General features: G+C 43.7%; 13 protein-coding genes and 1 tRNA gene. 4 read left to right on the forward strand and 10 right to left on the reverse strand.

Annotated elements, in window-relative coordinates; all coding sequences use genetic code 11:
* Positions 1-85 precede the first annotated feature (85 nt).
* From rlmM to AMBT_RS10875, 4 genes are all read right to left on the reverse strand, one after another.
* Positions 86-1,180, reverse strand: coding sequence for a 23S rRNA (cytidine(2498)-2'-O)-methyltransferase RlmM (gene rlmM / locus AMBT_RS10860; protein ID WP_013784677.1), 1,095 nt, complete (start codon positions 1,178-1,180; stop codon positions 86-88).
* The gene (locus AMBT_RS10865; RefSeq protein WP_232043584.1) at positions 1,173-1,502 is read right to left on the reverse strand and encodes a DUF423 domain-containing protein; all 330 of its coding nucleotides are present in this window, start codon (positions 1,500-1,502) and stop codon (positions 1,173-1,175) included. The genes rlmM and AMBT_RS10865 overlap by 8 nt, the downstream gene beginning before the upstream one ends.
* A 166-nt stretch (positions 1,503-1,668) precedes the next feature.
* Positions 1,669-2,325, reverse strand: a complete 657-nt coding sequence (locus AMBT_RS10870; RefSeq protein WP_013784679.1) for an alpha/beta family hydrolase — start codon at positions 2,323-2,325, stop codon at positions 1,669-1,671.
* 42 nt (positions 2,326-2,367) lie between these two features.
* Positions 2,368-3,261, reverse strand: coding sequence for a transcriptional regulator GcvA (locus AMBT_RS10875; RefSeq protein WP_013784680.1), 894 nt, complete (start codon positions 3,259-3,261; stop codon positions 2,368-2,370).
* A 228-nt stretch (positions 3,262-3,489) separates the two neighbouring features.
* Between AMBT_RS10875 and AMBT_RS10880 the strand changes: the two genes are divergently transcribed.
* Entirely contained in the window at positions 3,490-3,777 is a 288-nt protein-coding gene (locus AMBT_RS10880) for a hypothetical protein (protein WP_013784681.1), read from the forward strand.
* Between the two features lie 61 nt (positions 3,778-3,838).
* Here AMBT_RS10880 and kdsA read toward each other — a convergent pair whose 3' ends face one another.
* The 6 genes from kdsA to hemA form a co-directional block, all read right to left on the reverse strand.
* Positions 3,839-4,693, reverse strand: a complete 855-nt coding sequence (gene kdsA / locus AMBT_RS10885; RefSeq protein ID WP_013784682.1) for a 3-deoxy-8-phosphooctulonate synthase — start codon at positions 4,691-4,693, stop codon at positions 3,839-3,841.
* A 24-nt stretch (positions 4,694-4,717) separates the two neighbouring features.
* Positions 4,718-5,089, reverse strand: a complete 372-nt coding sequence (locus tag AMBT_RS10890) for a SirB2 family protein (protein WP_013784683.1) — start codon at positions 5,087-5,089, stop codon at positions 4,718-4,720.
* A gap of 78 nt (positions 5,090-5,167) precedes the next feature.
* Positions 5,168-6,742, reverse strand: coding sequence for a DUF3369 domain-containing protein (locus AMBT_RS10895; RefSeq protein ID WP_013784684.1), 1,575 nt, complete (start codon positions 6,740-6,742; stop codon positions 5,168-5,170).
* A gap of 99 nt (positions 6,743-6,841) precedes the next feature.
* Positions 6,842-7,708 (reverse strand): peptide chain release factor N(5)-glutamine methyltransferase, encoded by an 867-nt coding sequence (gene prmC, locus AMBT_RS10900; protein ID WP_013784685.1) that lies wholly within the window; start codon positions 7,706-7,708, stop codon positions 6,842-6,844.
* Positions 7,709-7,712: 4 nt separating this feature from the next.
* The gene (gene prfA, locus AMBT_RS10905; protein ID WP_013784686.1) at positions 7,713-8,798 is read right to left on the reverse strand and encodes a peptide chain release factor 1; all 1,086 of its coding nucleotides are present in this window, start codon (positions 8,796-8,798) and stop codon (positions 7,713-7,715) included.
* A 15-nt stretch (positions 8,799-8,813) separates the two neighbouring features.
* The gene (gene hemA / locus AMBT_RS10910; protein ID WP_013784687.1) at positions 8,814-10,088 is read right to left on the reverse strand and encodes a glutamyl-tRNA reductase; all 1,275 of its coding nucleotides are present in this window, start codon (positions 10,086-10,088) and stop codon (positions 8,814-8,816) included.
* A gap of 114 nt (positions 10,089-10,202) precedes the next feature.
* Here hemA and lolB point away from each other — a divergent pair, with 114 nt between their 5' ends.
* The 3 genes from lolB (at position 10,203) to AMBT_RS10925 (ending at position 11,809) form a co-directional block, all read left to right on the forward strand.
* The gene (lolB, locus tag AMBT_RS10915) at positions 10,203-10,823 is read left to right on the forward strand and encodes a lipoprotein insertase outer membrane protein LolB (RefSeq protein WP_013784688.1); all 621 of its coding nucleotides are present in this window, start codon (positions 10,203-10,205) and stop codon (positions 10,821-10,823) included.
* A complete protein-coding gene (gene ispE, locus AMBT_RS10920; protein WP_049791759.1) occupies positions 10,823-11,728 on the forward strand; it encodes a 4-(cytidine 5'-diphospho)-2-C-methyl-D-erythritol kinase in 906 nt (301 codons plus the stop codon). The genes lolB and ispE overlap by 1 nt, the downstream gene beginning before the upstream one ends.
* A 5-nt stretch (positions 11,729-11,733) precedes the next feature.
* A tRNA-Gln gene (locus tag AMBT_RS10925) sits at positions 11,734-11,809 on the forward strand.
* The last annotated feature ends 28 nt before the right edge of the window (positions 11,810-11,837 follow it).

Genomic DNA, 11,837 nt, shown 5'->3' on the forward strand with positions numbered 1-11,837 from the left:
CGAGCCACCATTAATTTTTTATTTAAATATCAATAATATAAGAATATTAGATATTTTTTTAAAAATAACAAAAACACACCTCGCTTCACGAAGTGCGTACAATCGTTACTGTAACTTCATCTCTGTCATGATAGAGATGTCTTACCTTGACAGTGAATGCATCGTCTAACGCATTCAATCTGGTCATTAACGTCGACATGGCCTCTATTACGGTTTCATATCGTCGTTTCATGGGTAGCTTTAAATTAAACACTGCATGAGTGGCCCAATGTTTTACCAACCAGTCACCCATCAGCTTTGCTACCCGATCGGGTTGCTCTATCATATCACACACAAGTAAATCTACACGACCAAATTGTGGTCTGTAAGTAAACCCGTCTGCAGCATGGTGTTCAACAAGCCCTGTGCTCATTAAGCTGTCAGCAATAGCCCCATTATCAATCGCTTCAACGTACATTTCACGTTTAACTAGTTGATAAGTCCATCCACCAGGGCATGCACCCAAGTCTACTGCTCTGCCGCCAGCGCGAAGTACTTCACGTTGCTCGTTAGCACTTAACATGTTCACCAAGGCATCTTCCAACTTAAGGGTTGAGCGGCTTGGTGAATCGGACGGAAATTTTAATCGGCAAATGCCTAAATGGTCATTAGAGCGATATCCAGAAAGACTATAGCCTATATAACAGGTTTCAAAAGACTCGAAGAAAACATGCAGTTTAGGCTTAACCTCGTTTTCCTTTGGTGATAACCAGCCCTTCTTTCTTAATGCCTGACGAAGAGGAACGGTAAACTTCCTACAAAATTTCGCAAGGGTTTTACCGTCTTCCGTATCTGGGTATTCAACATCGATGGCACCGAATACACCATGAGCACCAGTAAGCGCTTCGAGCGACACGTCTTCTAGCGCGTCGAGTACTTGCCCTACTCTATCGTCTTTTTTAATATCATTAAGCGTAGCGAACACACCTATCAATTGGCGGGGAAATATAGACTCGCTTACCGCGAACAATGCCAATGCATTACCTAGGCTCGTATTATCGTACAAATTATAATGTACAAAGCCCGTATTCGATTTTGATACCGGATAGCCAAAGTATTCTTTTTCGCCGTACCGAGTAGCCAGTTCATTGGCTGTGTCGTTTTCATAGCCAGGGCGACAATAGGCCAAAATGCTAGTCATTAGTTTTTCCTTTGAATACAGCTACAGCCAATGCTATCCAACCGATAATAAAGCAAAGGCCGCCCAAAGGCGTAATGGGGCCAAATAACCCGTTACCGGTGACTGCTAATAAATATAAACTGCCACTGAACAGTGCACAGCCAACCACAAAAAGTGCAGCTACCGCGTTAAGCCATTTAGGCGAACCGTATGCCGACAATGCGGGCAGCGCCACAATGGCTAAACCATGATACATCTGGTAGCGAACACCAATTTCAAATGTAGTCAGTGCCGATGGTGCTAATATTGCTTTTAGACCATGCGCGCCAAAAGCGCCCAGCATAACTGCAGTAGCCGCCAAAAGAATGCCAGCACACAGCCAGAGTTTGTTTAGGCCTTGCTTATTACTTAGGTTCTGATCAACAGACCCTGTGTTATTTGTTGCCTTATTCAAAGCACCTGCCCATGACATTGAGTGTAAGTTAAACCAAAGGTTAAATGGTGGTTCATTATTTATTTACGCGTGCTTTTATAAAATCAGCTGTCGATTTAGCCGCGCATTCTATATGGGTCTCTAACGTAAAGCCACTTTGCTTTCTGGGTTTAAAACTGTGATCGCCGTCTGTTAGGTAATAAACCACAATAGTACTCGATAACGCATAGGCACTTACCTCATCCTTCGTCCCGAAGGTATCACGCTCGCCTTGCAGTATAAGCAGTGGCTTTATGAGCGTTTCTAAATGGGCGGTTCTGAGTTTTTCAGGCTTACCTGGAGGGTGAAATGGATAACCAAATGCTATGGCGCCTATTATTGATTCAGCTTCATTAAGTACCATGGTCGCCATGCGTCCTCCCATGGATTTACCGCCAATAAACGTCGGTACGCTAGTTTGGGTTTTAGCCACCTCGTCGATAAGCGCCGCAAAGTGTGAGAGTAACTTTTCGGCTTTATCTGGCGGCCTACGCTTTCCCGTTTCCATCATGGTTTGCATATAGGGAAAGTTAAATAGTACAACTTCAATATTGTGGCCTGTTAACTGAGAAGCCATTGCCTGCATAAAATCGTGGTGCTTACCGGCACCCGCGCCGTGCGCAAGAATAAGGCGTGCTAAAGGTGCGTTAGTCTTTCCATCCGTATTTACCGAATGAATTTCAATATCAAACATCGACTGACTCATTATCTGAATTATTTCTATATGTAAAATTCATCACTCTTGCTCTTCTTCAACCAAGCCTAAGATCCACTCTCTGAAAGCGGCAATTTTACCAAGCTCAGCTTGGGATTCTTCGCACACCAAATAAAAGGCATCACGACTTTCTACTTTCTCTTCAAAAGGCATAATTAATCGCCCTGCATCTAATTCTGGACGGGCAAGTACGGTATTACCTAACGCAATCCCCTGCCCCAACGCGGCAGCTTGCAGTACCAACATAGAATGACTAAAAACCGGCCCTTGGTTTACATTCACGCCCGACACACCCACATGTTTAAGCCAATTTTTCCACGCCGCGCGGCTTAAGTCGTGAAGGAGCACGTGATGACGTAAATCTGCCAAACTCGATAACGGCTTAGGGCCATTGAAAAGCATAGGGGAACATAATGGTGTTAGGAATTCACGGTGCAGTTTGTCTGCTTGCAACCCACTCCAGCGGCCTTTGCCATAGTAAATAGCAACATCTACGTCATCGTCTAAAAAGCCTTCATCGAAGTCTACCGCTTTTATTCTTACGTCTATGTCCGGTTGCGCAACACTAAATTGACTAATTCGTGGCACTAACCACTGGCTGGCAAAGCTCGGCGGCATGGCAACAGTTATGGCGCCCTTACTGCCTCTTGCGAGTAGTCTTTCCGTCGCTTCTTGCAGGTTTTTAAAGATATCTTTTAATTCAAGGAAGTAAGCCTGGCCTTCCTCGGTTAATAACAAGGTTCTGTTACGACGAATGAATAACTTCATCGATAAGAATTCTTCAAGCGCTTTAATTTGATGACTGACCGCGGCTTGCGTAACAAAAAGCTCATCCGCCGCTTTAGTGAAACTCAAATGCCGGGCAGCCGCTTCAAAGGCTTTTAGCGCATTTAGAGGGGGAAGACGTCGATGCATGTTAAGAAATAAATCCTGTGTGACCTACTCATACTATAGTAGCAGTAATCGCATTAGTTTTACTAATGATAAACCATACTTTTACTCGTTTTATTTTTGCACGAGTTTTGACTATTATTTGCGCGAACTTTGGAAAGAGCTACGAATATCAACTCTTTACAAAGCCTATTTGTTAAACGATTTAACAAGTGGAAAAATATTTTTAAATTATTTTTATTAGGTGTGAAAATGAAAAAACTACTACTAGCTAGTGTATCTGTAATGGCTTTTGCAAGCGCTGCTGCGAATGCTAACGTACAACCAGAAAAGATCAATCTTCAATCATTAATCGCTACTGCGATGACCAGCGTAAACATGGCAGACGTATTGCCTGAAAACGACGCTCACATTGTTGTTAAAAAGCAGTCAGCTGCATTGCTGGCAGAAGAGACGCAAATTGCGTTACATAAAAATTTACTTGCCATGGCGAAAGAAAAAAATAAAGAATCTACTGTATTAGTTGCTGAAAGCGAATAATACACGCCCACACCTGATACGCATGCCGGTGCGACGCACCGGTATTCGCCATCAGACTTGCCTAGGTATTACTGGTATCTAACGGCTCAAATCCTTTCACCAATTCATCTAACGCTTTCATTTGCGCTAAATACGGCTCAAGTTTTGCCAATGGTAACGCACATGGACCATCACATTTTGCTTCATCCGGATTAGGATGTGCTTCAATAAACAACCCAGCAAGGCCCAACGCCATTCCGCTTCGTGCTAATTGTGCCGCTTGAGCACGACGACCATCGGCTGATGTTGCTCTGCCTCCTGGCATTTGCAACGCATGGGTAGCATCAAAGATTACCGGTGCGTAGGATTTCATTGCATCCATGCCCAGCATATCAACCACAAGGTTGTTATAGCCAAAGCTACTGCCACGTTCACATAAAATGACTTTATCGTTACCCGCTTCACCTAATTTAGTAATGATATGACGCATTTCATGAGGCGCTAGAAACTGCGGTTTCTTCACATTAATTACGCTACCGGTTTTAGCCATAGCAACCACCAAATCAGTTTGACGGGCTAAAAACGCGGGGAGTTGAATAACATCTACCACTTCAGCAACAGGTGCGGCTTGATGAGGCTCATGAACATCGGTAATTAATGGCACATTGAAAGTAGATTTAATTTCTTCGAATATACGCAAGCCCTCTTCCATACCTGGACCACGATAAGACGTTACCGATGAGCGGTTTGCTTTATCAAATGAAGCTTTAAAAACATAAGGAATACCCAATTTTTGGGTAACTTCAACATAATGCTCAGCAATGCGCATGGCAAGATCGCGAGACTCTAATACATTCATTCCGCCAAAAAGCACGAAAGGTAAGTGATTAGCAACTTCTACATCGCCAACACGAATGATCTGTTGAGATTCAGACATAATTAATTCGTTATCCGTTAATTTCTAGAATAAGGGTTGTTTGGTAACTGCCACCATCGCAGTTGTCATCAGTACCACGAGCGCGGCAATGAAAAAGGCCCAGCGGCCCACGGTGGTTTTTGCTTTTTTAAGGGCAAATAACCCAAGCACGATATAAGCGATAACGCCAGCTAACTTAAATGTGAGCCATGCATTTACAATGGGATATTGAGACAAAATAACGCAAAGCCAAATAGCACTGGCTAGTAACAGCGTATCAATAATATGAGGCACAATTTTAACCCACTTTTTGGTTAAAACTGTGGCGTCGAATTGTGACCAGATAAAGCGAAAAACAAACAGTAAAATACTTAGCCCTACTGCGGTTAAGTGCAGATGTTTCGCCATCATATACATACAATAATTCCTATCATTCTTAAGTTTTGATTATGTAATTATTCGTTATTGTACGTTATTTATGGGCATTCGACTAAGTTAAACATACTCAGGAATATCAGGGTGCTGATGTTGAATGGCCATGAATTTTTCAATGTGGTTCAACAAGTAATCAACTAATAGCGGGTCGAAGTGTCGCCCTTTTTCTTCATTGATAACCTTTTCAACCTTATCTAATGGCCATGCGGTTTTATAAGGGCGAGTATTGATTAGTGCATCAAACACATCTAACAAAGTTGCTATGCGACTTTGCAGTAAGATAGCTTGACCTTGAAGCCCTTCAGGATAGCCTTTGCCATCCCATCGCTCGTGGTGTTGTCGTGCTAACGTTGCGGCTAGCTGAATAGTGGGCCTAGAAGAGTCTTTTAAAATCTGATAACCAAATTCGGCATGCTGACGAATGGCAAAAATTTCATCTTCTGTCAAAGGCTCAGTTTTACGTAAAATAGTGACAGGTACACGAGAGTTGCCTACGTCATGAAGAGGTATAGCATGCTTGAGTAACCGCACATCATTTTCATTCATGCCTATGCCACAACCCATAACCTCTGCCATCGCACTCATTCGCGCAATATGGTTGCTGCCCTGCCCGTCATGCTCCATCGCTTTACCTAAGCGCTCAATAATTTCTCTTTGCGTACTTTCTACGTCAATGGTTTTGAGCACATTATCAAACGCTAGTTGGACACTGTTTGAAAAACGCCTAACTAAATGCTTGTCATTTTCGCCAATCCGACGAGGTAAACCTGATAAATACAATAAAGCGCCGTTTTGCGTTTTACTGTTGCAATACGCCACTACGTGGTCTTCCGCATACACAATTTCGCGGTCGCGCATGGCGCGCTTGCACAGTTCATATTCTTCAGGTGACACTGCATCTTTTAATAGCACACCTTCTTTATCTGAATATTCACCGTTGCCAGCAAAAACGTACAACTCATTAAGATCGAGTGCATTTGTAGGATTAGGTGATGCATCGGGTGTGGCCGCTACCGCCGTGGTGATGTAGGCAGCATCTTTCGAACACCCTAAAATAGAAGCCAGTTGCTGAATGATGCCTTGCATGAATTTTTCGAGCGAACTGGATGAAAACAAATCCACAGACGCATCAATAATTTTTTCTAAGCCTGCACGGCTTTCTTCAATCACAATAATATCGCGATAAGAACGCAGCGCGGCAATAATAACTGTGAATAGCTTTTGTGCGGTTAGTTCTGTTTTCGATTTATAGTCATTGATGTCGTAATTGATAATGACATCTTTTTCAGGCGCTTGTCCTGGCTGTCCAGTTCGAAGAATAATACGCGTAAAATGGTTATCGAGTTCGTTGCGAACATATTCAGCAACCAGTAAGCCCGCATCGTCACTTTCCATAACAACATCAAGTAAAACCACTGCAATGTCATCATGCTCTCTGAAACAACGTTTTGCTTCATCACCGCTGTAAGCACTGATAAATTCGAGGGTTTTACCATTTAAGAAAAAGTCGTTGAGCGCCAATTTTGTGATGGCATGAACCTCGGGCTCATCATCAACAATAAGAATTTTCCATGTGCCCAGGTCTTCTACAACATCTTCTTCATCATCGTCGATGAAAAGTAAATCGTCGTTCATCTGTAACTTCCTGCTCCCAAAATACTTTTAAAATACTAATGCAATACGTATTTTTAGCAAGTCCCTATATAACAGTAACAAAATAGCAGTATCAAATGCTTATCTTGTGGTAGGTAGATAACCGTATGTGACTCGGTCATTCCCACCATAGTCTTTTTCGGTGCACACGTTCACAAAGCCGTGGGCGTTTAACAGATCGCCAACCGCTTTTGCTTGGTCAAAACCATGCTCAAAAGCCAGTAAGCCACCTTCTAATAAATGGGCGGGTGCAAGTGCGATAATGTGTTTTATATCATCAAGCCCATCGGCGCCTGATGTAAGCGCTGATGCAGGCTCAAAGCGCACATCACCTTGCTGAAGAAAAGGGCTGGATATTTCTATATAGGGCGGGTTGGAAACGATAACGTGAAATTTTTCATTCGCTAAATTGTCAAACCAACTACTTTGCTTAAATTGCGCATTAGTAATGCTATTAAGCGCCGCATTGCTAGTGGCGAGTTGAACAGCCTCATGCAGTAAATCTACACCTGTAATATTTGCAGTGGGCAATTCAGAGGCCAGCGCGAGGGCAATTGCCCCTGTACCTGTACCTAAATCACAAATGGCTAGCTTATTATCTTCTACCTCAAGGGCAAATTCTGCTGACGCTATACAAGAAAGAGTTTGCTCTACTAGTACTTCGGTATCGGGGCGAGGAATAAGGGTATGGGGCGAGGTTGCTAAACGTAAGGTCCAAAAGTCACGGCTACCCGTTAGGTACGCCACAGGAATACCTTGGGCGCGTTTGGCCACCAGAGTTTTGTATTGAGAAATAGCGTCGACGCTTAAGGTTTTGTCTGGCCATGTAAAAAGATAAACCTGAGGTTTATCTAATACATGGCTTAACAATACTTTTGCATCAACAGCTGGCGATTCGCCTTCATGTAACTCGGCTACCGCCCACGCTAATGCGGCGTCTATACGCATGGTATTAGTCGTCTGACAACGAGGCTAACAGGTCAGCTTGATGTTCTTGCATAATAGGGTCGAGAAGCTGCTTCAAATCACCTTCTATTACTTCATCTAAACGGTATATCGTTAAGTTGATGCGGTGATCAGTTACCCGGCCTTGCGGGAAGTTATAGGTACGGATGCGCTCTGAACGATCACCACTTCCGACTAGACTCTTACGCGTAGAGGCTTCTTCTGCCGCACGCTTTTCTTCTTCAATGTTATTCAAACGCGCTTGCAAAACCGACATGGCTTTCGCACGGTTTTTATGTTGCGAACGCTCGTCCTGACATTCCACCACTAACCCTGACGGCAAGTGAGTAATACGAATAGCAGAGTCGGTTTTGTTAACGTGCTGACCACCTGCACCCGATGCTCTAAAAGTATCGATGCGAAGATCCGCTGGGTTAATATCTATAGCTTCTGATTCAGGAATTTCAGGTAATACAGCCACGGTACAGGCAGACGTATGAATACGACCTTGTGATTCTGTGTCGGGTACACGCTGAACACGGTGACCGCCAGATTCAAATTTCAAAATACCGTAAACGCCGTCACCACTAATATTCGCGACAACTTCTTTATAACCGCCGTGCTCACCCTCATTGGCGTTAATTAATTCTACGCGCCAACCTTTAGTTTCAGCATAACGGCTGTACATACGGAATAAATCGCCTGCAAATATTGCGGCTTCGTCACCACCAGCACCAGCACGTACTTCTAAGAAGCAGTTGCTGTCATCGTTAGGATCTTTGGGTAACAATAAAACCTGAAGCTCAGTTTCTAGGCGTTCAATATCCGCTTTAGCAATTTTTAATTCTTCTTGCGCCATTTCACGCATTTCTGCGTCATCTTCTTTCAACATTTCATTCGCTGAATCAAGATTTTCTTGCGCTTGTTGATAAGCATTAAAGCCCCCAACTACGCTTTCTAGCTGGCTAAACTCTTTTGACAAATTACGAAACTTATCTTGATTGCCGATTACTTGTGGGTCGCCTAATAAAGCCTGCACTTCTTCAAAGCGTTCCACCAAGTTTTCGAGTTTTCTGACAACCGAGTCTTTCATATTTTTATGTTTACCTTATTTTTTGATATCTGACGTAGTGTCGGATAACGATAATGCTTGCCCCAACCACCGACTCAACGCCGGGTCATCATGCATGGCAGCTTCTCTAAGTGCCAGGGTTGTGGGGTGCAGCAATGTATTGGTTAGCTTGTAGGCCATTTCACTAAGTACCGTTTCGGCGTCTTTGCCTTCGGTTAACTGCGCCAATGCTTTTTCTACTACGTCGTCGCGCTGTTCCATGCCCTTTTGACGATACTGCCTAACTAAATCGATAGATTGTTGAGACTGCTTCCAGCTCATGTAATTGCCAGCTTGCTTTTCAATTAGCTTTTCAGCTTCAAGTGCTGCTTGCTCACGATTTTGTAAATTCTTTTGAACGATGTGCTGCAAATCATCTACGGTGTATAAATAAGCATCACCCAATTCGTTCACTTGAGCTTCAATGTCACGTGGTACCGCTAAATCCACTAAAAACATGGGCATATTTCTGCGTTGTTTCAACGCCTTTTCTACCATGCCCTTGCCTATTAAGGGTAGCTGACTGGCGGTAGAGCTGATCACTATATCGAAATCTTTTAGATGTTCCGGTACCTGTGAAAGGGTATACACACTGGCATCCAATGATTCAGCCAACGCTTCTGCACGAGAAATAGTCCGGTTTGCAACAGCTAAGCAAGTAACACCTTGCTCTTTTAAGTGCTGTGCCACTAACTCAATGGTTTCACCCGCACCCACCAGTAGCACTGAGCGCTTGGGTAGCTCAGCAAATATATGCTTTGCTAATTGCACTGCAGCATAAGCTACACTAACGGCATTCGCGCCGATTTCAGTTTCGCTGCGTACTCGCTTAGCCACAGAAAAGGTATGCTGAAATAGTTTATCGAACTCGGTATTAATCATACCTGAGTGTTTGGCATCGCCAAAGGCTTGCTTTACCTGCCCCAGTATTTGAGGCTCGCCAAGAATGAGCGAATCTAACCCACTTGCCACTCGCATAATATGTTTAACCGCATCATCTGCGGCAAGCACATAACTGTTGTTGGCAATTTCATCAACTTCAACATGGTGGAAGTTTGATAACCACTCTAATAAGGCAGTAGCACTTTCATGCTGGGTGTTCACGTAAAGCTCTGTGCGATTGCACGTTGATACAATCACCGACTCATCTACGCCATCCACCTTTCTTAATGACGCAAGTGCTTCCACCAGAGAATCTGGTGTAAAAGCCACTTTTTCACGCAATGCGACAGGGGCGGTTTTGTGATTAATACCAAGGGCGAGTAGAGTCATTCAAATCTGTGCTGGCAACGTCGGACGCGCATTGTACGAAAAACCCAAAATGATTGAAAGTGTTGGTAGAACTGTGTTCACATAAAGTATGCACTTTACCTAAGACGACACCCAATGATTCGCTTCGTTTTTATACTTGTACTGGTTACCCTATTTATCAGCGCCTGTACCACACTACCTGATGGTCCTGAAGACGCCGTAAACCTTAGTGCCCAGCTTAAAAAGGTGGCACAAGTAGATGCGTGGCAATTGCGCGGAAAAATAGCCTTTAGACAGGAAAAAGAAGGGGCTAGCGCTAACCTTTTGTGGAAAACCGATGATGCCGATTTTCATTTCCGATTAACCAATTTACTTGGTGTAACCATGGTTGATTTGAATGTGAACGGCGATAAAGCCATTTTAGAAGCGGGTAACGAGGTATATGAAGACGCCGATCCCGAACCGTTAATTTATCATACAACGGGCATGGATATTCCCGTCGAACCCTTGCTTTCGTGGATTAAAGGGCTTCCTCTTGCTGATGACACGTTTACCCTTACCGAAAAGGGACTACTCAATACCCTTGAAAGCAACTGTAGTGCATGTAAGGGGTGGCAAGTCAGTTATGCTAACTATGGCAATGTGACTACCCCCGAAGGCAATAATGTGTGGCTACCCCACGCTATTAATTTGGTTCAACCCAACCCGCCATCAACCCAATTAAAAATAAAAATATACGAATGGACGCTGCTTTAATGACAAATTCTAAAGTAACGAACTTACAAGAGATAGGCCTAGATTGGTGGCCTTCTCCTGCCAAACTTAATCTTTTTCTGCATATTAATGGTCGATACCCAAATGGCTATCACCAATTGCAAAGCTTATTTCAAATGCTTGATTACGGCGACAAGCTTGCTTTTGATATTAATGACTCGGGTGTAATTTCTATGGCGACCCCGCTAAAAGGGGTAAAAGATGAAGATAACCTTATTGTTCGTGCCGCCAAACTGCTAGCTGAACATGCTCACATTAATAAAGGTGTAAACATCAGTTTAGAAAAATGCTTGCCCATGGGCGGCGGTATTGGCGGCGGTTCATCAAATGCAGCCACCACCCTAGTCGCACTAAACCAGTTATGGGGCGTTAAACTATCAGAAGATGAACTTGCTGAGCTTGGGCTTGAATTAGGTGCAGATGTACCTATTTTTGTACGCGGACTTACCGCTTTCGCATCAGGGGTAGGTGAAGAAATCACCCCTGCCCCGCAAGAAGAAAAATGGTATTTGGTGGCGAACCCCAATGTGCATATTAGTACTGCCGAGGTATTTACAGCTGAGAAATTGACCAGAAATACACCAATTATGCAGTGGGAAGACTACCAATTTGAAAAAACTCGCAATGATTGTCAGCAATTAGTCGTTAATCGCTATCCCGAAGTTGCAAATTTATTACAGTGGTTGGTACACTACGCACCGTCGCGAATGACGGGCACAGGTGCCTGCGTATTTGCCATCTTTTCTGACGACGTTTGCGCCAAACAAGTTCAGGCTAAATTGCCTGCTGCTTGGCATAGTTTTGTTGCAAAAGGTGTGAATCGCTCACCGCTATTACAAAAATTAAAAAAATCAGAGCACGTGTACGCCACATCGGACAAGAAATAAAAAATTGGGGTATAGCCAAGTTGGTAAGGCAGCGGGTTTTGATCCCGCCATTCGTAGGTTCGAGTCCTGCTACCCCAGCCAAACCTCTTTTATCAACGCACTGAGGAAC

The sequence above is a fragment of the Alteromonas naphthalenivorans genome, from assembly GCF_000213655.1.
Taxonomy (GTDB): Bacteria; Pseudomonadota; Gammaproteobacteria; order Enterobacterales; family Alteromonadaceae; genus Alteromonas; species Alteromonas naphthalenivorans.

Coding starts and splice junctions, on each gene's coding strand:
- kdsA (WP_013784682.1), bottom strand. CDS start 4,693: ATGTCTGAATCTCAACAGATCATTCGTGTTGGCGATGTAGAAGTTGCT.
- hemA (WP_013784687.1), bottom strand. CDS start 10,088: ATGACTCTACTCGCCCTTGGTATTAATCACAAAACCGCCCCTGTCGCA.
- prfA (WP_013784686.1), bottom strand. CDS start 8,798: ATGAAAGACTCGGTTGTCAGAAAACTCGAAAACTTGGTGGAACGCTTT.
- AMBT_RS10865 (WP_232043584.1), bottom strand. CDS start 1,502: ATGCTGGGCGCTTTTGGCGCGCATGGTCTAAAAGCAATATTAGCACCA.
- AMBT_RS10870 (WP_013784679.1), bottom strand. CDS start 2,325: ATGTTTGATATTGAAATTCATTCGGTAAATACGGATGGAAAGACTAAC.
- AMBT_RS10890 (WP_013784683.1), bottom strand. CDS start 5,089: ATGTATATGATGGCGAAACATCTGCACTTAACCGCAGTAGGGCTAAGT.
- AMBT_RS10875 (WP_013784680.1), bottom strand. CDS start 3,261: ATGCATCGACGTCTTCCCCCTCTAAATGCGCTAAAAGCCTTTGAAGCG.
- lolB (WP_013784688.1), top strand. CDS start 10,203: ATGATTCGCTTCGTTTTTATACTTGTACTGGTTACCCTATTTATCAGC.
- AMBT_RS10880 (WP_013784681.1), top strand. CDS start 3,490: ATGAAAAAACTACTACTAGCTAGTGTATCTGTAATGGCTTTTGCAAGC.
- prmC (WP_013784685.1), bottom strand. CDS start 7,708: ATGCGTATAGACGCCGCATTAGCGTGGGCGGTAGCCGAGTTACATGAA.
- rlmM (WP_013784677.1), bottom strand. CDS start 1,180: ATGACTAGCATTTTGGCCTATTGTCGCCCTGGCTATGAAAACGACACA.
- AMBT_RS10895 (WP_013784684.1), bottom strand. CDS start 6,742: ATGAACGACGATTTACTTTTCATCGACGATGATGAAGAAGATGTTGTA.
- ispE (WP_049791759.1), top strand. CDS start 10,823: ATGACAAATTCTAAAGTAACGAACTTACAAGAGATAGGCCTAGATTGG.